Annotated in this window: 16 protein-coding genes and 1 pseudogene; 6 read left to right on the top strand and 11 right to left on the bottom strand. The window is 73.5% G+C overall.

Annotated features, from left to right (window positions below; genetic code table 11):
* Positions 1–66 precede the first annotated feature (66 nt).
* The 10 genes and pseudogenes from E3Z34_RS18635 to E3Z34_RS05635 form a co-directional block, all read right to left on the bottom strand.
* Positions 67–1,221, bottom strand: coding sequence for an FHA domain-containing protein (locus E3Z34_RS18635; RefSeq protein WP_238695369.1), 1,155 nt, complete (start codon positions 1,219–1,221; stop codon positions 67–69).
* A pseudogene (locus E3Z34_RS05595) lies at positions 1,218–2,503 on the bottom strand (hypothetical protein). Before E3Z34_RS05595 ends, E3Z34_RS18635 begins: the two are co-directional and overlap by 4 nt.
* Positions 2,496–3,674 (bottom strand): PP2C family protein-serine/threonine phosphatase, encoded by a 1,179-nt coding sequence (locus E3Z34_RS05600; RefSeq protein ID WP_134772807.1) that lies wholly within the window; start codon positions 3,672–3,674, stop codon positions 2,496–2,498. The pseudogene E3Z34_RS05595 and the gene E3Z34_RS05600 overlap by 8 nt, the downstream one beginning before the upstream one ends.
* Positions 3,671–5,959, bottom strand: a complete 2,289-nt coding sequence (locus E3Z34_RS05605) for a serine/threonine-protein kinase (protein ID WP_134772808.1) — start codon at positions 5,957–5,959, stop codon at positions 3,671–3,673. Before E3Z34_RS05605 ends, E3Z34_RS05600 begins: the two co-directional genes overlap by 4 nt.
* Positions 5,956–7,092, bottom strand: coding sequence for a coiled-coil domain-containing protein (locus tag E3Z34_RS05610; RefSeq protein ID WP_134772809.1), 1,137 nt, complete (start codon positions 7,090–7,092; stop codon positions 5,956–5,958). The genes E3Z34_RS05605 and E3Z34_RS05610 overlap by 4 nt, the downstream gene beginning before the upstream one ends.
* The gene (locus tag E3Z34_RS05615) at positions 7,089–8,573 is read right to left on the bottom strand and encodes a hypothetical protein (RefSeq protein WP_134772810.1); all 1,485 of its coding nucleotides are present in this window, start codon (positions 8,571–8,573) and stop codon (positions 7,089–7,091) included. Before E3Z34_RS05615 ends, E3Z34_RS05610 begins: the two co-directional genes overlap by 4 nt.
* A gap of 40 nt (positions 8,574–8,613) precedes the next feature.
* On the bottom strand, positions 8,614–9,819 hold the full coding sequence (locus E3Z34_RS05620; protein ID WP_134772811.1) for a hypothetical protein: 1,206 nt from the start codon (positions 9,817–9,819) through the stop codon (positions 8,614–8,616).
* Positions 9,816–11,531, bottom strand: a complete 1,716-nt coding sequence (locus tag E3Z34_RS05625; protein WP_238695370.1) for an AAA family ATPase — start codon at positions 11,529–11,531, stop codon at positions 9,816–9,818. The genes E3Z34_RS05620 and E3Z34_RS05625 overlap by 4 nt, the downstream gene beginning before the upstream one ends.
* Entirely contained in the window at positions 11,531–12,055 is a 525-nt protein-coding gene (locus tag E3Z34_RS05630; RefSeq protein WP_238695371.1) for a hypothetical protein, read from the bottom strand. The genes E3Z34_RS05625 and E3Z34_RS05630 overlap by 1 nt, the downstream gene beginning before the upstream one ends.
* Before the next feature lie 102 nt (positions 12,056–12,157).
* Positions 12,158–13,393 carry a toxic anion resistance protein gene (locus E3Z34_RS05635; protein WP_134772812.1) on the bottom strand — a complete coding sequence of 412 codons (1,236 nt, stop codon included), beginning with the start codon at positions 13,391–13,393 and terminating at the stop codon, positions 12,158–12,160.
* A gap of 229 nt (positions 13,394–13,622) precedes the next feature.
* Between E3Z34_RS05635 and E3Z34_RS05640 the strand changes: the two genes are divergently transcribed.
* From E3Z34_RS05640 to E3Z34_RS05650, 3 genes are all read left to right on the top strand, one after another.
* Positions 13,623–15,899, top strand: a complete 2,277-nt coding sequence (locus E3Z34_RS05640; protein WP_134772813.1) for an HNH endonuclease signature motif containing protein — start codon at positions 13,623–13,625, stop codon at positions 15,897–15,899.
* A 106-nt stretch (positions 15,900–16,005) separates the two neighbouring features.
* Entirely contained in the window at positions 16,006–17,154 is a 1,149-nt protein-coding gene (locus E3Z34_RS05645) for an SGNH/GDSL hydrolase family protein (protein WP_134772814.1), read from the top strand.
* Between the two features lie 86 nt (positions 17,155–17,240).
* Positions 17,241–17,945, top strand: a complete 705-nt coding sequence (locus tag E3Z34_RS05650) for a Crp/Fnr family transcriptional regulator (protein ID WP_134772815.1) — start codon at positions 17,241–17,243, stop codon at positions 17,943–17,945.
* Positions 17,946–18,022: 77 nt separating this feature from the next.
* Here E3Z34_RS05650 and E3Z34_RS05655 read toward each other — a convergent pair whose 3' ends face one another.
* Positions 18,023–18,340 carry a DUF1905 domain-containing protein gene (locus E3Z34_RS05655; RefSeq protein WP_134772816.1) on the bottom strand — a complete coding sequence of 106 codons (318 nt, stop codon included), beginning with the start codon at positions 18,338–18,340 and terminating at the stop codon, positions 18,023–18,025.
* A gap of 48 nt (positions 18,341–18,388) precedes the next feature.
* On the opposite strand from E3Z34_RS05655, the gene E3Z34_RS05660 reads away from it, so the two are divergent.
* The 3 genes from E3Z34_RS05660 (at position 18,389) to E3Z34_RS05670 (ending at position 21,353) form a co-directional block, all read left to right on the top strand.
* Positions 18,389–19,513: a PLP-dependent cysteine synthase family protein gene (locus tag E3Z34_RS05660; RefSeq protein ID WP_134772817.1), complete on the top strand. Its 1,125-nt coding sequence runs from the start codon at positions 18,389–18,391 to the stop codon at positions 19,511–19,513.
* A gap of 15 nt (positions 19,514–19,528) precedes the next feature.
* Positions 19,529–20,779 (top strand): DUF445 domain-containing protein, encoded by a 1,251-nt coding sequence (locus E3Z34_RS05665; protein WP_238695372.1) that lies wholly within the window; start codon positions 19,529–19,531, stop codon positions 20,777–20,779.
* A 205-nt stretch (positions 20,780–20,984) separates the two neighbouring features.
* Positions 20,985–21,353, top strand: coding sequence for a hypothetical protein (locus E3Z34_RS05670; RefSeq protein ID WP_134772818.1), 369 nt, complete (start codon positions 20,985–20,987; stop codon positions 21,351–21,353).
* The last annotated feature ends 73 nt before the right edge of the window (positions 21,354–21,426 follow it).

Consider the following 21,426-nt stretch of genomic DNA (forward strand, 5'->3'; position numbering starts at 1 on the left):
CCGACGTGGGGTGCGGCGCGCCGACGGCCCTGTCCGAGGGGCGCCGGCCCGCACCGGAGGGGGCTGTCAGCCCTGCCCGGCCTTCTCCGACGCCGTGGCCTGACGGATCACGAGCCGGGTCCAGGCTCCGACGTAGATCCGGTCGTCCCGGTCGATCTCCACGCGATGCCCCGGGGCGAGCGGCTCGGTGGGCAGGGGCTCGCCGACGACCCCCACGAAGGTGCCGTTGCTGCTGCCGAGGTCCTCGATCCACCACCGGGTGCCGTCGCTGGTGAGCTGGGCGTGGCGCCGCGAGACCGCGCTGTCGGCGCCAGCGTCCACGTCGGGGCGCACGCCCAGGCTGCCGGACGGCCGCCCGACCAGGACGACGTTGCGCCGGACCACGACGATGTCGGGCACGCCCGCGCTGGGGCACGCCTCGTCCGTCTGCTGCACCGCATACCAGTCGGGGTCGACCCACATCTCGACCACCCACACGTCGGCCAGGTCCCGGGACGGCGGGGTATGCCGTGGCCGCACGTGCGCGGGTCTGGCCTCGGCCGTCATCGGTGGGGTGGCGGCGGGCGCGGCCTCGGGAGGTGCTTCTCCCTCCGGCCTCGCCCCCGCATCGGCTGCGGACCCCGCCTCCATCTCGCCTGCGGACCCCGCCTCCATCTCGCCTGCGGACCCCGCCTCCACCTCGCCTGCCAATTCGGCGTCGGCGTCGGCGGTGTCGGGGTGGGTGCCGGTGTGGGTGTCCGGCACGCTCTCCCCGTCCGCCTCCGCGCCCTCCTGCTCGTTCTCCTCCGGCTCCGGCCCCTCCTGCTCGTTCTCCTCCGGCTCCGGCCCCTCCGGCTCCGGCCCCTCCGGCTCGTTCCCCTCCGGCCTGTCCTCCTCCGGCTCCGGCACCTCCGGCTCGCCCGCCCCCTCGGTCTCTGCCGGATCGCCAGGCAGGTCGTCGAGCGGCGCCGCCCCCGTCGTGAAGTCGTAGCCGCACGCCTCGCAGAAGAGGGCGTCCTCCAGGTTGACCCCGCCGCAGTGGGGGCACGTCACGGTGGGGATCGGGCCGGCAGGGTCGAGGTCCAGGACCGAGCCACCGGCGCCCGACTGCCCCGGGAGGGCAGGTCCTCCGGCGGGGGAGGGGGTCCCGGCCCCCGCCGCAGCGGCACCGATCGGGGCGCCGCAGGTGTCGCAGTAGTCGGTCGCCTCGCTGCGATGGCCCTCCGGGCAGGTCACGGTCACGACGGGCGCACCCGCGTGGTCTTCGTCGAAGCGGTGTCGAGCTCCATCTCGTCGAGCTTGTCGACGTTCTGCCGCAACCGGACCCGCCCGGTGGCGGCGTCCTCGATGTCGACCACCCGCGCCAGCCGGGAGGTGGCGGCCTCGTCCCCGGTCGCCTGGGCCAGCTGCACGGCGCGGCCCAGGCGGGACGTGGCGGTGATGTCGTCACCCAGGGTCTTGGCCCGCAGCCCGTCCTGGATGGCCGAGGCCAGCTCGGTCTGCCCGGTGTAGTGGCCACCTCCGGGCTGATCTGCGCGGTCAGCAGGCTGTCGGCCGACCAGGCCGCCTTGACCAGGCCCTGGGCCTTGACCTCGGTGCCGACGGCGAGCTGGACGCGGGCCGCGAGCTGCTCCTGGCCGATGGCCTTGGGGGCCAGCCGCACGGCGACGTGGTAGTCCCGGGTCTCGTCCCCCCAGGCACCCGTGTCGTAGCCGCCGGTGAGCGCGTTGACCTCGGTCCGCCGGGCGCTGAGGTCCTCCAGCGTCGGGCTCACCTGCTTGACGAAGAGCACCTGCGCACCCTGCGGGGCCCAGACCCGCAACTCGGCGTCACTCACACCGCGGCCCATCGACTGCTGCATCAGCGAGGCGAAGTCCTCCGAGAGCCCGTCCCACGTGCGGATGAGCTCGACGGTGCCCATGAGGGCCTCGGCGATCCGCCGCACCTCGGCCACCTGCCACGCCGCGCCCAGCCCACGGCAGTCGGCCTGGAACCTGCCGCGCACCTGCTCGATGGACCACGACAGCTCCTGGGGCGTCTCGTGCTGGTTGGCGCCGTCGGTGAGCAGGATCGCGTGGCGCTTGGTCAAGGAGGGGACCGTGCCGAAGAGCTGGGCGGCGGCCAGCAGCCACCGGCCCATGGCGGTGCCCCCTCCGGGGGCGAGGCGCTGCAGCGAACGCTTGGCCTCGAGCCGGGTCTGGGGAGACATCCGGGCCATCGACGCGACCGTCCCGGTGGGGTAGCAGAGCGCCGCCTCGTGGTTGCCGGCCACGATCGCGAACCACACGCCGTCGACGATCTGGTCCAGCGCCGCCGACGCGGCGTACGCCGCCGCCTGGACACCCTGCACGTCCATCGAGCCCGAGACGTCCACGATGATGATCTCGCCCGCCTCGCCGGCGGCGCTGCTCATCGGGCTGACCGTGCCGGCCCCGGTGCAGGTCACCGAGACGATCGCGTGCACGTCGGTCCCGCCGTCGGGCAGGAACTCGTTCTGGTGGACCGTCGCGGTGAACTCAGCCATGAGGACCATCCTGCCCCGCCCCGCCCGCCTGGTCGGCACCGAGGGTCCGCATGAGCGCGACCGTGATGTTGTCGGCCCCGCCCTGGCCGTTGGCCCACGCGACGAGGGCCCCGGCCAGGTCCAGAGGGTCGTCGCCGACCCGCTCCTGCTCCCCGCGGACGACGTCGAGCAGGGCGGTGGGATCGGACGCGTAGTTCCACAGGCCGTCGGTGCACAGCAGCAGCCAGCCGGGTGACCGCACGTCCTGCGTCGTGATCTCGGGGGCCTGGTCGGGTGCGTCCGGCCCGAGCCAGCGGGTGATGGTGTGCGCCAGGGGACCGGACTCCGCCTCCGCGCGGCCCATGCCGGCCCGGACCTGCTCCTCGGCCATCGAGTCGTCGGTCGTGAGGCGGACCGGCTCGCCGGCGTCCGGCAGCCAGTAGGCCCTGCTGTCGCCCACCGAGCCCAGGGTCGCCAGCCCGTCCTCGACGACGGCTGCGACGAAGGTGCAGGACGGCGCCGAGTCGGGATAGTCCTCGCCGACCTGCCGCACCGCCGCGGCCGCTGCACCGGTCGCCAGGGCGATCCGCTGCTCCGCCGGCTCGTCGGCCCCGGTCAGGGCGGCGAGCGCGGCCTCGGCGGCGGCGAGGCTGGCCTCGGCCGAGCGGGTGGCGGTGGTGACCCCGTCGCAGACGACCAGGGCGGCCCGGCCGGCGTCCTCGGGGTCACCCCAGAGGGCCATCGCGTCCTCGTTGTCGGTATGCCGCACCCCCCGGTCGCAGACCCCGGCCACGTGCGCGGCGGGCCGGTCGGTGAAGTGGTGGCGCGGGTCCGGCTTGCGCTCACCGCACTGCGTGCACCAGCCGTCCTCGTCGTAGGCACCGCCGCAGGCCGAGCAGGTGCCGTGGTCGACGGGCTCCGGCGGGGGCGGGTCCTGCCGGGCGGGCAGGTCGCCGTCGAGCACCAGCATGGGCGTGGGCAGCGGGGGCGGCCCGGAGGAGAAGGGCTCCGGGTCGGGGAAGTCCTCCTGCGGCGCGGGCGGCTCCAGCGGGACGATCTCCTCCTCGACCTCCACCGGCGTCTCCGGGGGAGCCCCGGCAGCCACCGGCGTCTCGGCAGTCTCCGGCGCCTCCGGCTCGACCCTCCCCGGCACGTCGGACGGGCGGCTCGGCACGGGGGTCTGCTCGCTCATGTCCAGCTCCAGGGTCGGACCGCGTTGGCGCGGTCGATGAGGCCGGCCCGCTCCTGCGGGTCGGGGGTGTAGTCCGCCAGGAAGCGGTACTCCTTCTCCAGCTGGCGTGACAGCTTGTCGCGGGTCACCGGCACGTCACCCAGCCGCCAGTCGGGCTTCTCACCGTGCCGGGCGACCTGGGCCAGGGCCTGCTCGTAGATCGTGGCGTGGAACTGCGCCCGCTGCCGGGGGTCCAGGGTCAGCCGCCGGACGGAGTGCACCGCCTCGCGCAGATCGGCCAGCGAGCCGCGCTGCCGCAGCAGCTCCGCCCGGAGCCAGCGGGCACGGGGGTGCGCCCGGCTGGCGGCCGGGACGGAGTCCAGCGCGGCGATGGCCCCGGGGACGTCGTCCCGGCCGAGACGGACCCGGTGCAGCCCGAACGCGGCGGGTGCGACATACCCGGCGTCCGTGCGCCACGCCCGCTGGTAGTCCAGCTCGGCCGCCTTGGCGTAGCCCCCCATCTCGCTGGCCAGGGCCAGCGCCAGGCGGGGCGCGATCTCGCCCGGCAGGGCGTCGCGGACGGCCGCGAAGTGACCCGCGGCGCTCTGCCCCCTGGCCACCCGGCGGCTCTCGTCCGCGTCGGCCTGGGACAGGGCCCACAGCCCGCGCACCCAGGACGCGCGCCAGTCCCACGGGTCCTCCGCCAGCAGCCCGCGGACGGCCTCGTCCAGCCACTCCTGCTGCCCCATCCGGATGCCGGCGCGGGCCCGGGCCAGCAGCACCTCGGGGGTCATCTCGCCGGCCCTGACGAGCTCGGCGTGCATGGCCATCGGGTCGTTCTCGGGGAGGGAGGAGATCCAGTCGAGCATCGGGTCGGTGTCGTCGCGCTTAACCTCCGGCAGCTCCCACCAGGACAGCGTCTCCCCGGTCGACACCGGCGGCTCGAAGGCCGCCGAGTGCGCCGACAGGGTGGCCGCGTGGTCGCTCCCGGCCGCCACGACCTGGCGCAGCACCCCGATCATCTGCGAGCGCAGCTCCTCCACGGACAGGAAGCGGTCGTTCGGGTCGGGTGCGCAGCAGCGGGCCACGAGGCGGTAGAACGCGTCGTGCTCCACGAACGCCGGGACCTGTGACATCGGCGGGAGGCTGTCGACATACTCCGTCTGGTAGCCGCGGAACTCGAAGGTGAGCACGCACAGCGTGCGCCCGATCGTGTAGATGTCAGAGGCGACCGAGGGGCCCAGCTCGGCGACCTCCGGCGCCTGGTAGCCCACCGTCCCGTAGATCGGGGACTCCAGGTCGTCCTGCCGCCGCACGCCGCCGAGGTCGATGAGCTTGATGCCGTCGTCCTCGTGGATGAGGTTGTCCGGCTTGAAGTCGCAGTAGAGCAGCCCGAGGTCGTGCAGGTGCTGGAAGGCCGGCAGCGCCTCGATGACGTAGGCCAGGGCGACGTCGACGGGGAAGGGTGCGTAGCGCCCGGCCTGCTGCATCCGGTCCTGGAGCAGCTGCTTGAGCGAGCGCCCACCGACGTGCTCCATGACGGTGTAGGCGTCGCCGTCGTGCTGCACGACGTTGTAGATCTCGACGATCAGCGGGTGCTTGACCTGCGCCAGGAACTGCTGCTCGGCGACCGCCGCGTCCAGCGCGTCGTCGTCACCGGTGTTGAGCAGCCCCTTGAGGACGACCCAGCGGTCGGAGACGTTCTTGTCCCGACCGAGGTAGATCCAGCCCATCCCGCCGTGGGCGAGCGCCCCGACCACTTCGTACTGCCCCGCGACGAGCTCGCCGGGGGACAGCTTGGGGGTGAACGAGTAGGGGGCGCGGCACTGGGGGCAGAAGCCCTGCTGGCGGCCCTCCAGGTCACCCGCGCCCCGGCCCACCTTGGCACCGCAGTTGGGACAGACGCGACGGTGCTCGGGCACCTGCGGGTCGGTCATGATCTTCTGCGACGGGTCGGTCACCGGCACGTCTGGCACCTGGGCCAGACCCATGCCCAGGCGGGACCGGCGCACCGCCGCGTGGGCCCGCTGCCGGCGGACGGTGGCCGCGCGCACGGCCTGGCGGGTCTGCCCGGGGCCGGGGGTGGCGACCACCTGGGCGCCGCCGCTGACGTCGGGGTCCGGTATGCCGTCCGCCCCCGCGTCCGCGGACCCCGCCGGGCCCGGGGTCACCGGGGCGACGCCCGACCCGGCCCCGCCCAGCGGGGTGGCGGCGACCGGGGCCTGGCGCGGCTCGGGAGACCCGCAGACGTTGCACCAGCCGTCCTCGTAGGAGCCGGTGCAGCCCGGCTCGACGCACGGGTTCACAGGCTCATCCCCATGGTCCGGGCGAACGTCTCCTGCGCCTGCACGAGAGCCTCCAGTCGGGTCAGGTCGGTCGGGCGGGCCTCGAGGGCCTCCCGGGTCTGCTCCGCGAGGCTACCCATCGCCACCGACGCACCCTCGTCGGCGGTCAGCGCCGCGTGCACCCGCCGGGCCCGCTCGGCGAGATCGTCGCGCCTGGCGAGGGCGGCGGCATACTCCCCGTGGGCCTGCGTGAGCGCCCGCTCGACCCGCGCCAGCCGGTAGAGGTAGGCGGTGAGTCCGTCGGGGTCGGAGGGCACCGGGCCCAGGGCGGTGACGTCGGGCACGCCGAGCCGGGGTGCGGGGCGGACCTCGGCCCGCGCGCGCTCGGCCAGCGCCCGGACCGCCTGGCCGCGGGCGGCGAGCTCGTCGACCTCCCTGGTGGCCTGGGCCCGGTCGGCCTTGGCGTGCGCACGAGCCGACGCGGCGACGATGAGGTCACGCTCGGTGGTCGCGGCCTCCGCCTCCAGCGGCCCCAGGAAGCCGCCGACGTCACCGCCGCGGCGGACCCGCTCCGCGACGTCCTCGACGCGACGCTCGAGGAGGGCGTGGACCTCGGCCGCCGAGGCGCGCCGGCTCTCGGGGATGAGCGCGACCTGGTCGGCGATGCGGGCCAGCTGCTGGCGCAGGTCGACCAGCCGGTCGGCCGCCCGCGGGTCCGCGCCGTCCAGGCGCAGCCGGGAGCGCAGCGAGCTGGCGAGGGAGTCGGAGAGCCGGCAGGCCTCGGGGAGGGAGACCGCGAGCGCCTGACCGGCCCCCCGCGAGCCCGGCTGCTCCAGGGAGCCCCAGACCAGGGTGGTGATCCGGCGCCGCTCCGCCTCGCCGACCCGGCCGCTGTCCCACGTGGCCAGGATGAGCGCCACCCGGTCGGACACCGCCTGCCACAAGGTCATCGACAGGGTGACGTCGGGGGTGACGGCGGCTCGCTCGGCGGGGTCCTCCAGCCCGAGCGCCGCCTGGTCCAGACGGTCCAGCTCGGCCCGCCGCTCGTCCTTCCACCGGATGAGCGCGTCGAGGTAGCGCAGCAGCTCCCGGTCCGGGACGTCGGAGCCGAGCGACCCCGGGGCGGGGGGCGTGACGGCATACCGCGGCGTCATCCGGCCACCTTCTGCCGGCGGACGATCGCCGGGATCAGGGCGAGCAGCGGCAGCAGCCCGGCCGCCAACGCGGTCGGGACGTAGCGCCCCAGGTCCAGGTCGCTCACGGTGCCGGCGACCACCTCGGTCCGGGCCCGGGCGACCAGCTCGTGCTGCGCCTGCAGCGCCTGCTCGCCGGCCTGGACGAGGGTCTCCGCGTGGGGGACCGACTCCTCGAGGGGGAGGTTGCGCAGGTCGACGGCCTGCAGCGGTGCGCGCGCCGCGGCGTAGACCTCCAGGACGTCGGGGCTGACGTCGTTCAGCCAGCCGGACTCCTCCCAGTAGGTGTCACGCTGGTAGGACTCGATCGTGCGGGTGCCGAGCACCACCTGGAGGTCCTGCCCCAGCTGTCGGTGCAGGCTCTCCGAGCCCTCCATGGCGACCTCGTGCCGGGCGATCGGGTCCTCCACGTCCAGGTGCCGGTCGCCGTCCACGAGCAGCATCACCGTGGGCACGAGCGCGAGCCCGGCGAGGCCGGCGCCCACCCGGGAGCCGCCCCGGAGCAGGCCGTAGCCCAGGACCCCCGTCGACACCACGGCCCCCAGGAGCATCCAGGTCGGGAAGGCGCTGTCGGTGTCCAGGGCCTCGGCCGCCCGGTCGACGTCGTAGGAGCTTACGCTGTAACGGGCGGCGTCGCGGGCCTCGGTCCAGGCGCTGAGCACCCGCTGCGGGGTACTGCCTGGCGCCTCCAGGAGCGGACCCACCCCTTGGACGAAGGGGTCGAGGTAGTAGTCGTCGCCGTCCGTGAGCGCCTCCGCCCGAGCGACGCTCGGGACCTGGCCGTCGACGGTGACGTCCTCGCCGTCGAGATAGGCCAGGACGTCGCGGTCCAGCGCCAGCCCGGTGTCCGCCCAGGCGATGCGGGCCTCGTCCTGGGCCACGAACTCCTGGACCGCCTCCGGGGGCGGGGGGTCGATCGACAGCGGGGCGCCGAGGGCGACGAGGGCGGCCGCCAGCGCGGCCAGGGCGCCGGCCCGTCCCAGCCGGGGCACCGGGGTGCCGCTGCGCCGGTCGACCGCGGCGAGCAGGCTGTTGCCGTCGCTCTCCCGGTCCTTCCTGCCGGAGCGCCGTGTCGGCCGGACCTCCACGTGGGCGGTCCTCCCGGTCTCCTTCTGCAGACGGCGGCGCCTGCGCTCCAGCTCACGCTCGGCGTCGTCGATCTCGCGCTGGCGGCGGGCAAGCTCGATCTCGGTCTCGCGCCGCTCCCGGGCCAGCTTCTCCTCCGCCTCCCGGCGCAGTCTGGCGGCCTCGGCCTCGGCCTCCTCCCGCCGGCGCCGGGCCTCCTGCTCCATCCGGCTCCGTTGCTCCTCGAGCTCCTGCCGCTGGCGGGCCAGCTCCTCGGCCGTGGTGTCCTCGACGTCCTCGACGTCCTCCCCGAGGACCAGCATGGGGGCGTCGTGGGGGTCGTGTTCGTCCTCGTGGCCGGTACGCGTCTCGCTCATCGATCCCCTCCGTGGCCCCGGCACTCACCGGGTGCGATCGTCATCGGTAGTCCTTCAGTCGTTGGCTCAGCCCCGTCCAGGCGAACCCGGCCGCGACCAGCCCGAGCACCAGGGCCAGCCCCGAGGTGACCAGCGCCGGCCCGCCGACGTCGCCCACCGACCCGCTCAACCGGGTGTCGACCAGCGCGACCAGCGTCGACTCCGCCGACTCGTAGCTCTCCTGGGTCTGGGCCAGCGCCGCCAGCGCCTCGCCCGGGCCGGCGGCGGCGTCCAGGTCGGCCTGGCCCTCGAAGACCTGCCGCCAGTCGTCGCTGGCGCTACGGTTGCCGAGGCTGGTGAGGCTGCGGGTGGCCTGCTGGACCGCCTCGCGTCCCGCGCCGAGGTCGGCGGCCTGGGCGTACTGCTCGGCCCGGGCCAGGCGGACGTCCTGGAGGGCCTGCGTCGCCCGGCTCGCGTCGTCCACCCGCTGGTCGATGTCCAGCGGCAGGGCGGACGGGTTGAGGGAGACGTAGGTCAGGCCCGCGGTGATCGCCGTGGCGACGAGCAGGGGCACGTTGACGATGCGCCGGGTCAGCAGGGCGAGCCACACGAGCATGGCGCCCAGGACGACGGTGGCCAGCCCGCCGACCACGGCCGTGAGGGCCGACCGGGAGCCGGTGCGCAGGTCGAGAGCGTGGCCGGCGGCGACCTCGTCCGTGGCGCTCAGGGCCGTGTCGGTCAGCCCGACGACCTCCTGGTATGCCGTGCCCGCCGCCTCCCCGTCCGGGGCGTCGATCGCGGCCTGGCCGGCGAGGGCCACCTCGACCAGGCTGCCCGAGGTCGGCGACCCCGAGCGGGCGATGAGCTCCTCGGCCTCGCCCAGATGGGTGCGGAAGGCTCCGGGGTCGGCTCCACGCTGGTCCTGCGGCACGTCCGCCGCCTTCTCGGCGACGGACCGGGCCACCTCGAGACGGCTGGCCGCCACCTCGGTGCCGGCGCGCTCGCCGGCCTCCCACTGGGCCGCGATGACGTTGGGGGTGGGGTTGACCCCGCTCGTGTCGAAGGTCCCGGTGGCCACGACCCCGGTGAGCAGGGCGGCGGCGGTGGCCAGGCCCCGCGCCAGCCGGAGACGGGCCGGGGTGGACCACGACGAGGCCGTCGACGTGCGCGCGCGCTGCGGGCTCCCGGCGCCGGTCGGGGACGCCGCGCCCTGCGGGGTGGCAGCGGTGGCGGGCGCCGGCGACGTGCCCTGCGCGGGGCTGGTCACTCCCGCTCCTCCTCGTCGCCGGGCGACCCGCTCGGCGTCCCCGTCCCGTCCAGCTCAGCGACGTCCTCCGTCCCCGAGCCCGAGGCGACCGGGTCCGCATACAGGTCCACGCCGTCCCGGTCCTCGAAGTCCTGACGCTCCAGCGTCCGCAGCTGCTCCAGGGTGACGTCAGCCTCCTCGCGCAGCCGCCACGCGTGCCGACCGATCGCCGCCTCCAGCAGGTTGCGGGAGAAGCGGCCGTTGCCGAAGCTCGGGCCGCGCGGCGTGGCCGCGAGGATCTCGCGGAAGCGCTGCTCAGCCTCGCTGGCGATGTCGTAGTCCATCTTCTCGGCGAGGACGTGCTGGATCCCGACCAGCTCCTCGTCGGTGTAGTCGTCGAACTCGATGATCGTCCGGAAGCGGCTCTCCAGCCCCGGGTTGAGCGCCACGAACTCCGCCATCGGCTCGGGGTAGCCGGCCACGATGACGACGAGGTCGTCGCGGTGGTCCTCCATCTCCTTGACGAGGGTGTCGACGGCCTCCTTGCCGTACTGGTCGCCGGACAGGCTGTAGGCCTCGTCGATGAACAGCACCCCGCCCATCGCGCTCTTGACCACCTCGGAGGTCTTCGCCGCGGTCTGCCCGAGGTAGCCGGCCACCAACTCGCTGCGGTCCACCTCGACGAGCTGGCCCTTGGACAGCAGACCGAGCGCGCGGTAGATGCCGCCCACCAGCCGGGCGACCGTGGTCTTGCCCGTGCCAGGGTTGCCGACGAAGACGAGGTGGCGGGTGAGCGTGACGACCTTGAGCCCGGCCTCCTGACGCCGCGCGTCCATCTTCAGCACCGCGACCTGACGGTGGATCTCGGCCTTGACTCGCTCCAGCCCGATGAGGGCGTCGAGCTCGGCCAGCAGCTCCTCGACCGTCCGCTCCGGCTCGGGGTCCGGCTCGGGCTCGGCAGGTGCGCCCGTGCCCTCGGGCGGGGGCTGGGTCGCGACCTGGTCGGGGTATGCGGCTCCCTGACCACCACCGGCCGTCTGGTGTGGTTGCCCCTGACCACCACCGGCCGCCTGGTGTGGTTGCTCCTGACCACCACCGGCCGCGTCCCATGGTTGTTGCGTGCCGCCGTGCTGCCCGATCTGGCCGAGCATCTCGCGCACCCGCATCGACTGCTCCTGGGCGCGACGGAGCAGGTCGCTCCCGAAGGCCTCCAGGCCGGCGCGGTCGCCGGGCAGGGGCACGCCGGGGATCCCACCGGTTCGCGGGGGAGACCCGGGGGTCGCCCCGGAGGGCGGGGTGAGGCCCTCGGTCGGTGTGCCCGGCCCGTGGGACGGGAGCTGGCCCGCGGCCTCCAGCTGGGCGCGCTGGACGGAGAGCGCCTTGCCGAGCGCGACCGGCCCGGCCCCCGGGATCGCGGAGGCGGCTGCCGCCACGTCGGCCAGGGCCTGGGCGTAGCCCACCGCCCTCGGGTGGCTGTCGGCCACCAGGGAGGAGAGCAGGGTCGTCGGGACCGAGGCGTAGCGCCGGCCCCGCGGGACGGCGCCGAAGAACTCGCTGGTCGGGAGCTCGAAGGTCTCTGCCCAGAGCACGTGGGCGCTGCTGGGGCCAGGCTGCTCCAGGACCGCGGCAGCCACGGAGCGGGCCTCCGTGCGCGCCATACCCTCGTCGAGCCCGGCCTCACGGGCGACCCTGGCCAGCTGGTCGACCGCGGCGCGCAGGTCGTCGGTCGTCATCAGGCGTCTCTTTCCGGAGGCGTGAGCGCGTCGGGCGGGGAGAGCCCGGCGGGCGGGGACAGCGCGGTGACCTGTCCCGTCGGGTCGTCGGGCTCGGGCACGGGCGCCTGCTCGGGGTCGATCCGCAGGGTGCCGCCCTGACCCGTCGACCCGAACTTCTCGGCGATGAACCGGCCCTGCGCCACCAGCTCCCTCGCGTCGGCCCGGAAGACCGCGTCGAAGACCTTGTCCATCGTCAGCCCGAGGAGGTCGAGCTGGTCGACGAGGACCATGAGGGACGTCTTGGCGCCGTCGACGGGACGGGTGTCGGCATACCGACGGGGGAGCCGCTGGTAGCTGCCGATGGCCTCTGGCAGGTAGTCGATGGCGGTCGCGCTGATGGTGTAGCCCAGGTCGCCCCGCCAGCTTGGCCAGACGCGGGACTGTGTCGCGGACGGTGTCCACGATGCGCTGCCCGCGGGCGGTGACGACCGAGGGCAGCGCCGTGGAGGTGAGCAGCTGCTCGGTCTGGTCCAGCGCGGCATACACGTCCTCCGCGGTGGGGGGAGCGGGCAGGGTCATCCGCTCCTCGGGCTGGGTCGGCGGGCGTCCGAGCATCCGGTCCAGCAGGTCGGAGAACCCCACGGTCAGCGCCTCGTCGGAGGAGCATCACCCAGGTCGAGCTCACCGCCGGCCAGGCGGGCGTCGGTGCGCTGGGCGCGGTCGAGGTACTCCCGCGACTTCTCCACCTCGCCCTCCAGCACGCCGATGGTCTGGGCCATCCCGTCCAGCGCCTGCGTGCGGAACTGGTCGATGGCGTCCATGGTCGAGTAGATGTTGGCGAAGGCCGCCTGCAGCTGCTCGAGCCCCAGGGTGGCCGAGGCCGCCTGCTCCTGGATGGCGACGGAGTTGTCCCGCAGCATCTCGGATGTGCGCTGGATCATCGTCGACGTCGTCTGGTTGAGGGCGGTGATCTGGTCGAGGACCAGGCGCTGGTTGTTCAGCGCCTGGGCGACCAGGACCGCGGTGCGCAGCGCGGAGACCGTGGTGGTCGAGGCGCGGTCGACACCCTTGATGAGCTCGATGTTGTTCTTCATGACGATGTCGATGGCCAGGTAGTTCTGGATCGAGACCGCCAGCTGCGTGAGCAGGTCCTGGTGCTTCTGCCGCACGTAGAACAGGACGTCCTCGCGCATCGCCTTGGCGCGGTCGGGGTCGGTCTCGTCGAGCTCAGCGATCTTGGCCGCGACCCGGGCGTCCAGCTTCTCGGCGATGTAGACGTACTGGTTGAGCCGGCCCATCGCGTCCCACAGCTGCTGCTTCTCCATGTTGAGCGCCGCGTTGTCCTTGGCGAGCTCGTCCTGGCCGTTGCGCAGGGCGTGGAGGATCGCGTCGAGGTGCTTCTCGGCCGACTCGTACTTCTGGAAGTAGTTGGTGAGCCGGTCGGTGAAGGGGAGGCGCTCGATCCACTTCTTGGGCCCGGTGGCCTGCTTGGGGTCGAGGTCCTCGACGGTGCGGCGCAGCTCCATGAGGGTCTGGCCGACCTTGGACTCCTTGGAGACACCGCCCTGCTGCAGCGCGCGCACGGGCGACTTGAGCAACCGGTTGGAGGTCTCGGCGGCCGCCCGGATGTCCTGGTCGCCCATGGTCCGCACGTCGGCCGCCTTCTGGGCGAACTCCGGGGACCGGGTCTCGACCTCGGTCAGGCCGTGCAGGAAGGCGTCGACCTTGGCGTCCAGCGCCGGCACCGCGGCCGGGTCGACCTGCGGGGCCATCCTGGGCGCGGCGGTCTGCGTCACGGGCGCGGCGGGGGCGGGTGCGGTGAGCACCAGCGGACCCGGGGCGGCAAGGGGCTCGGGCGCGGCGAGCGGCTGATCGGTCATCGTCGTCTCCTGTGCTGGTCGCGGTGCGTGGATCCCATCCCCCTGACGTGGACGGCCCCGCCTTGCTGACGCTCTCATTGTGTCGTGGGTTCCCAGCCAACCACACGGGGGTGACGGACCACCGGTGAGCAGCAGCGCTTGACATCGAACAGGTGTTCGACTAAGGTGACGGTATGCCGCACAGGGGAGCGGCCCGGGCGGGACGTCCGGCACCGAGGGGGTGGATGTCATGGGGAGCATTGACCGCGACGACGAGGGGGCGCGACAGCTCCGGCTCGTGCGGGGGGAGGGCCCACGTCCGGCGTGGGAAGGGGGAACGGCCCGATCGTCTGGTGGCCCGGACCCGTCCGCCGTGGCGCTCCAGGAGGCGCTGCGCGCATCAGGTATGCCGGAGGCGCTCGCCTCCACCTGCGCCGTCGTCCTCCCGGCCATCACCCGGCTGGTCGTCCAGGGAGCTGACGTCTTCCTCCAGCCGTCGGAAGCCATCTCGGTGGCCGAGGAGGCGGCGGCCATGACGTCCCTGCTGGAGGGGTGCCGCATGCTCGCCGCCCGCGATCTTGCCGTGGAAGCCGGTTCGGTCATCCTGGCCGAGCGGGGCACCGAGTCCGCGGACTCCATGGCCAGGACGGTGAGGGAGCGCTGGGAGGCGACGTGCCGCGCCCTCAGCGCCGAGGAGCTCGCGGCCGCCACGGGTCAGGGTCGCTGGCACACGCGCGAGACGGCGGCGATCGGCCTGGCGCCCCCGCCCCTGATGGAGCACGTGCTCACCGGGTTGCGCACGGGGGTGGCGCGATGGTCGCTCGTCACGGCCTTCTGGCGGCGGTGCTGGAGCAACCCGAGGATCCCCCGCGAGGTGGCGATCGAGATCGCGGGGGCGCTCTTCGGGGACGACCTCAGCCGGGTCGTCGTCGAGCGGATCACCGCCGACGGAGAGCTGTCCCGCGCCCCGTGGGGTGACAAGCAGTTCCACCAGGCTCTGGAGCGCGAGGCCACCCGCCGGGAGGCGCAGGACCCGGCGGCGACGGCGGCGGACCGTGCGGAGCAGCACCGGCGACGCAACGCCTTCGGGTTCGTCGACGACGACGGCAGTGGCCAGGTCGTCATCAGCGGTGACACGGCCTCGGTGTCCGCCTGCGTGGACCGGCTCCACGTCCTCGCGCGACGGGCGCGGGCAGCGGGAGACGAGCGGACGGAGCCGCAGCTGCGGTCAGACATCGCCCGCTCACTGCTGCTCCACGGGGTCCTGCCCCTGCCGGACCTGGGTGATGAGATCGGGGTGATCACCCCTGACGACATCGAGAGCCTCGTGCAGATCCTTTCGGGCACACCCAGCTACGAGCTGCAGGTCGTCGTGCCGTGGGACTCCCTCGGCGCGCACGCGCTCGTTCCCCTCGACGGGGCCACAGGATTCGTCAACGTGCCCCACGAGGTCGGCGCAGCCGAAGGCGACCCCGAGGACGGAGCCGCTGCTGCGCCCGGGTCTCACCCGGCCGCGAGCGACGGTGTCGGTCGGGTCCTCGGAAGGTTCCCACGGTTCCTCACCAAGGCCGAGGTGCTGGCCATCGCCGGCGGACATGGCGTCACCCTGTCCAGGCTCCTCATCGATCCGGCCGACGGGCGGTGCCTCGAGAGGACCGTCGCCGCCTACCGGCCCGACGCGACCATGCGCGCCCAGATCCGGGCGGCGGACGTCTTCAGCCGCTTCCCGGGGTCGACGATCCCGGTCCGGGACGGGGACCTCGACCACGTCGTCCCGTACCTCCTGGGCGGTCCCACCACCGAGCTCAACCTCCAGGGGCTGCACCGCACGGGGCACGTCCTCAAGACGTCGGAGCACTGGAAGGCTCAGATGGATGCGACTCGCAACGTCACGTGGACGAGCTTCTTCGGGAGGCTCTACACGACGAGGACCCACGACTACCGTCAGTACCTCTCCTCCGTCTCGGCCCTCCCCGGACCCCTCACGGGTCGTGCTCCTGACCTGATGGGGTCCACCTCGGCTCGTGCTGGTGACGCACCGCGGGACCATGCCCAGGAACGGCGGGACCATGCCCACGAACATCGGGATCCTGCCCAGGACCGTCGGGACGAGCGCCACCTCGCCTCGTTTTTGACCTACGCCGCGCTCTGCGCCCGTCGGGCGGGAGCGCCGCTGGAGAAGCCCGGCGACGACCCCACATCCGACGAATGGCTGGCCAGCGACTCCTACCGGGCGATCTGGGTGCGGCACACCCGGCCTGACGGCAGGAAGGTCCCCGGGCCACGGCCTGGCACCCCGTCGCCCGAGCAGCTGATCACCGTCGATCCCCGGAGCATCCTCGAGGCGGATCAGTGGACGGAGGCCGTTCGCGCGGACGGACCTGCGAGGCCCGGAAGCGCCACCAAGGGTGAGGGCGACCCGCGCGGTGAGGGCGACGCCGGCGGTGAGGGCGATGTGCGCGGCGAGGGTGACGCGCGAGGTCACAGTGGTGGGCGGCCGGGCGGCGACGATCCCGTCCCCTTCTGATCGGGCCCCGCCGCAGGTCAAGACTCGGTCAAGGAAAGGTCTGCACTTGGTCAAGGTTGCGCGCGAGGCCTTGTCGGCCGCCGAAGTGACTCGCCAGTATCGGAAGATGACTCGACGACGCGTCACCACCCGTCCCGCACTGCTCGCCGCCGGTGCCACGGCCCTCGCCCTGTCCCTCCCCGCAGCACCCGCCGTCGCCGACGGTTCGGCGCTTAAGGTCGCTGTGGGCCTGACCTCTGGAGCCGCCGCAGGCCTGAGCTCCGATGCCGCCGCCGGGACGTCCTACGTCGCCCTGGGTGACTCGTTCTCCTCCGGCACCGGGACCCGCGCGTCGACCGGGGACTGCTACCGCTCGCCCTACGGCTACCCGGCGCTGCTGGCGGCCCGCCACGGTCTGCACCTCGACTACCAGGCCTGCAGCGGGGCCACGACCGCCGACGTGCACGCCAACCAGCTGGCGGCGCTCACCACCGAGACCGACTACGTGACGATGACGATCGGCGGCAACGACCTCGACTTCGCGGGCGTGATCACCCAGTGCGCTCTCCCGGGGTGGTTGTCGAACTGCGACGGCAGGATCAACAGCTCGCTCACCCTGCTGCGGACGACCATGCCGAGCCGCTACGACACCCTTTTCGCGCAGGTGGGGACCCGTGCTCCGAACGCCGACGTCGTCATCGGCTCCTACCCGCGTCTCTTCAACGGCCGGGACTGCCACCTGGCCACCTTCTTCAGCTCCTCGGAGATGAGCCGGCTGAACGCCGCGACCGACGAGCTCGCGGGCACCATCGCCCAGCGTTCGCAGGCGGCGGGGTTCCGGTATGTCGACCCCCGCCCTGCCTTTGTCGGTCACGCCGTGTGCGACTCCACCGAGTGGGTGAACGGTCTGAGCAGCCCCATCGTCGAGTCCTTCCACCCCAACCGCGCGGGCAACGTCGGGTATGCCGACGTCTTCTGGCCCGGCACCGGCGCGGCGGTGACCACCTCCGCCGCGACGTCCGTGGACTCCACGTCGGCCGGGACCGGGTCCGACGACCACCACGAGCAGGCCGTCCGGGCTCAGGCCGACGCCGTGCTCGCCATGGAGCTCACCAGCCGCTCCCACCTGGCGTCCGCCCGCGCCGAGGGCGTCAACACGGGGGAGCTGGTGCGTCTGGTCGGTCAGCTCCGATCGGGCAACCTCACCGTGGTCGAGCAGGCGCTGGCCGACCTCGCTCGGATGGACAGGGTGCACGAGGCCCGGACCGACGGCTGAGGGAGCTGCTGTCCGGCGGGAGGACCGGGCGCGGATGAACCGTCGGGCACGGCTGCGATAGTGGGACGACGCAGAGGAGGTGCGCCGTGTCCGCCGAGCAGCCCCACCACGGGGGACGTGACGAGCTGTGCGTCGCCCGGGTCCCGCTCTTCCAGGGGCTGACGTATGCCGAGCAGCTGGACGTGGCCTCGGTGGCCAGACCGACCCAGGTGGACAAGGGCGAGCAGATCTACGCCGCGGGTGCGCCCACCGCGCAGCTGATGGTGGTGCACACAGGGCAGGTCAAGATCTCCCGGCTCAGCGTGGACGGTCATGAGCAGATCGTCCGTGTCCTGGGCCCGGGTGACTTCGTGGGGGAGTCGGCGTTCCTCACCGGGGCCAGGCCCGACCACTTCGCCGTGGCCCTGGAGCCGGGCAGCCTGTGCGTCTTCGCGCACGACGACCTGGGACGGTTGATCGCGCAGCACCCCAGCGTCGGGCTCCGCATGCTCCAGACGGTGAGCAGAAGGCTGGACCAGACCGAGCAGCGGCTCGCGGCCGCGGTGTCGGTCGACGTCCCCTCCCGGCTCGCGGACTACCTCCTCGGCCTGCCGGCGCGGCACACCGACGGGGCGGTCGAGGTCACCCTGCCCCTGGCGAAGAAGGACATCGCCTCCTTGCTCGACACCACCCCGGAGTCCCTGAGCCGCCACCTGCGCCGGCTCGCTGACGCGGGCCTCATCGAGCCCGGCCGGGGGCGCCGCATCGTCCTCACCGACGTCGACGCGCTGACCGACCTGGCCGGCAGCTGATCCGGCCCCCGGACCGACTCCAAGCCGACTCCGAGCCGGCCCCCGAGATGGCCCGGGCGCCGTGGGCCGCATACCTCTCAGTCCGTCCGGATCGTCAGCCCGACGGTGACGACGTCCCCCAGCTCGATGCCCTCGGCTCGTCGCACGGCGTCCTTGAGCGGCACCCACCAGGCGCCCTGCCTCGGCCACAGGGACGTGGTGAACTCCGTGGTCCCGACCTGCCCCAGGACGGGGATCATCCCCCAGCCGTAGGTCACGTCCCGCATGATCTCGGTGAGCCACCGCGACTCCTCCGACGGAGCCACCACGAAGTGGAAGGGCGCCGGCCCCCGCCACTCGACGACCTCCCCGCTGAACTCGAGGTCGTGGGCCCCGGGATCGTCAGACCTGCCCATGTCCCGACGGTACAGCCGTCGTCTACGGTGCGGAGGGTGCAGACGCCGATGCCGATCACCGACCGCACCGCACCCCGCCCGGCGGTCCGCCCCTGGGTGGACGAGGCCGTCCGGCGGCTCCGCGCGGACGCCAACCGCAGCGCCGACACCCACCTGGTCAGGCTGGACCTGCCCGCGGGCTGGGACGTCGACGTCTACCTCAAGGACGAGTCCACGCACCCCACCGGCAGCCTCAAGCACCGGCTCGCGCGCTCGCTGTTTCTCTACGCCCTGTGCAACGGCTACCTGCACGAGGGAACCACCGTGGTCGAGGCGAGCTCGGGGTCGACCGCCGTGTCCGAGGCGCACTTCGCGCGGATGCTGGGCCTGCCTTTCGTGGCCGTCATGCACCGCCGAACGAGCCCCGAGAAGATCGCGCTGATCGAGCGGGAGGGCGGGCGGTGCGAGTTCGTGGACGACCCGGGGGAGGTCTACGACGTGTCCCGGGCGATCGCCGAGCGGACCGGCGGGCACTTCATGGACCAGTTCACGTATGCGGAGCGGGCCACCGACTGGCGCGGCAACAACAACATCGCCGAGTCGACCCTGGGCCAGCTGTCGATGGAGCGCCACCCGTGCCCGACGTGGGTCGTCGTCGGCGCCGGCACCGGGGGCACCTCGGCGACCTTCGGCCGCTACTTCCGGCTGCACGGGCTGTCGGCGCAGCTGTGCGTGGTGGACCCGGAGGGCTCGGCCTTCCTGCCCGCGTTCGCCGGCGAGGCCACCTCCGGCCTCCCGACGGGGTCCCGGATCGAGGGGATCGGGCGGCCCCGGGTCGAGCCGAGCTTCATCCCCGAGGTCGTGGACCGGATGATCGGCGTCCCCGACGCCGCCTCGGTGGCGACCATGCGGTTCCTGCGCGACCGGGTCGGGATCTCGTGCGGGCCGTCGACGGGGACGGCCGTGTATGCAGCGCTCCGGCTGGCCTGCGAGCTGCGGGAGCAGGGGAGGTCGGGCTCGATCGTCACCCTCCTGTGCGACGGTGGCGACCGGTACGCCCACACCTACGGGTCGCCGGGGTGGGTGCGCGAGCAGGGATGGGACTGCGAGGCCTACCTGCCGGTCCTGGGCCGTGCCTGGGACGAGGGGGTGTGGGACGAGGGGGTCTGGCGCGACGGGGTGCCGGCGCGCTGACCGTAGGCTGACCCGGTGGAGAAGACCCTGACCCGAGTCGACGACGCCACCCGCCGCGAGGGCCTGCGCCGGATGCGTGTCGTGGCGACCGGGCTGCTCGTCCTCATGGCGGTCGTCTACGTCCTCACCTACGACCGGGGGCCGGCGTGGGACTACGTCAACGCGGCGGCCGAGGCGGGGATGATCGGCGCGATCGCGGACTGGTTCGCCGTCACCGCGCTCTTCCGGCACCCGCTGGGGCTGCCCATCCCGCACACGGCGCTGGTCCCTAGACGCAAGGACGACCTGGGGGAGGGGCTCGAGCAGTTCGTCAGCGACAACTTCCTGACGCCGCAGGTGCTGCGCGAGAAGTTCCTCGACGCGCAGGTGGTGCGCCGGCTCGGGCGGTGGCTGGCCGAGCCCGCGAACGCCGAGCGGGTCACCTCCGAGGCCGTCCCCTTCCTCCGCCGGGGCCTGGAGCGGGTCGACGAGCACGAGCTGCGGACGCTCATCGAGGACGTGCTCATCCCCCGGGTGCGGCGGGAGCCCCTGTCGCCCCTGGCGGGACACCTGCTGGAGCGGGTCGTCGACGACGGGTCCCACCACGGGCTGGTCGACCTGGCAGCCCGGGAGCTGCACGCCTGGCTGGCGCTGCACCAGGACGAGGTCGAGGCGATCATCCGCTCCCGCGCCCCCAGCTGGGCACCCGTCTGGGTCAACGACCAGGTGACCCGTCGCGTCTACCAGGAGCTGCTCCGCTGGGCCAAGGAGGTCAAGGACAACCCCGACCACACCATCCGGCACGCCGTCGACTCCTACCTGGCCGAGCTCGGGCGGGACCTGCAGACCGACCCCCGCACCCAGGCCCGCTTCGAGTCGCTCAAGGAGCGGCTGCTCGAGCACCCGCAGGTCGCCACCACCGGCGTCCGCCTGGGGGAGACGTTGCGCAACACCGTCCTCGAGGCGCTGGAGGACCCGCACAGCGTGCTCCGCGAACGGATGGCGAGCGGCCTGGCCGGGCTGGGCCGGCGGGTCGTCGAGGACGACGGGGTGCGCGCCCGGCTGGACGCCTGGAGCGCGGACACGGTCGTGGGTCTCATGGAGCGCTACGGGCCCGAGCTCACCTCGGTCATCTCCACCACCATCAAGCGGTGGGACGCGCGGGAGGCCTCGGAGAAGATCGAGCTGCACGTCGGGCGGGACCTGCAGTTCATCCGGCTCAACGGGACCGTCGTCGGCGCCCTCGTTGGGCTCGTCATCCACGGCGTCTCGCAGCTGGTCCTCTGAGCCAGGTCCCGACGCGACCGTCCTACCACTCCGTGGGGGTCTGCTGCCGGTCAGGGCGACATCTGTGGACACCGCTCGCCGGGCGGTCCGTCTGTGGAGAACTTCTGCGGGCCGGGCGCCCGGCTCGGCAGGCTCCCCGCATGACCTACGAAGACCTGCCCTCCGACTGGCCCGCTCCCTCGCCGACCCGGCCCTGGCCGCCGACGTGGTCGACCTGGTCGTCAGCGACCTCGACCGCTCGAGCGGAGGACTCTCCTTCCTGCTGTGCCGCCCTGACGGCACGCTCTCCCAGCCCGTCTTCGTCGAGACGCAGGGCTGCCCCGACCGCGCCGACGTCGTGCGGCAGATGACCGACGGGCTGCGCGAGGTGCCGGAGGTCCGCGGCCTGGTCCTGGCCGTGGCGAAGCAGTTCGGGGGGCTGGACGACGACGACCGGCGGGTGCACGACGCGGCCCTGCAGGTATGCCGTGAGCTGGGCCTGACCCTGCACGGGACCTACCTGGCCACCCACGCCGGGGTGCGCCTGCTCCCCGTCGCCGTGGAGCTCACCAGCCACCGCCCGGGCGCCGCCTGACCGGGGTCGAGCCGGTCGGCATGAGCCAGGCGGGGCCAGAAACGGGTTTGCCCCCGGCTCGTAGAGTGGAGAG

The sequence above is a fragment of the Ornithinimicrobium flavum genome, from assembly GCF_004526345.1.
GTDB lineage: Bacteria > Actinomycetota > Actinomycetes > Actinomycetales > Dermatophilaceae > Ornithinicoccus > Ornithinicoccus flavus.

Excerpts from the sequence above, each read along its gene's own strand:
- E3Z34_RS05600 (WP_134772807.1), bottom strand. The coding sequence starts at position 3,674 with ATGAGCGAGCAGACCCCCGTGCCGAGCCGCCCGTCCGACGTGCCGGGG.
- E3Z34_RS05625 (WP_238695370.1), bottom strand. The coding sequence starts at position 11,531 with ATGACGACCGACGACCTGCGCGCCGCGGTCGACCAGCTGGCCAGGGTC.
- E3Z34_RS05660 (WP_134772817.1), top strand. The coding sequence starts at position 18,389 with ATGCCGATCACCGACCGCACCGCACCCCGCCCGGCGGTCCGCCCCTGG.
- E3Z34_RS05645 (WP_134772814.1), top strand. The coding sequence starts at position 16,006 with ATGACTCGACGACGCGTCACCACCCGTCCCGCACTGCTCGCCGCCGGT.
- E3Z34_RS05610 (WP_134772809.1), bottom strand. The coding sequence starts at position 7,092 with ATGACGCCGCGGTATGCCGTCACGCCCCCCGCCCCGGGGTCGCTCGGC.
- E3Z34_RS05655 (WP_134772816.1), bottom strand. The coding sequence starts at position 18,340 with ATGGGCAGGTCTGACGATCCCGGGGCCCACGACCTCGAGTTCAGCGGG.
- E3Z34_RS05615 (WP_134772810.1), bottom strand. The coding sequence starts at position 8,573 with ATGAGCGAGACGCGTACCGGCCACGAGGACGAACACGACCCCCACGAC.
- E3Z34_RS05635 (WP_134772812.1), bottom strand. The coding sequence starts at position 13,393 with ATGACCGATCAGCCGCTCGCCGCGCCCGAGCCCCTTGCCGCCCCGGGT.
- E3Z34_RS05640 (WP_134772813.1), top strand. The coding sequence starts at position 13,623 with ATGGGGAGCATTGACCGCGACGACGAGGGGGCGCGACAGCTCCGGCTC.
- E3Z34_RS05630 (WP_238695371.1), bottom strand. The coding sequence starts at position 12,055 with ATGCCGCGCTGGACCAGACCGAGCAGCTGCTCACCTCCACGGCGCTGC.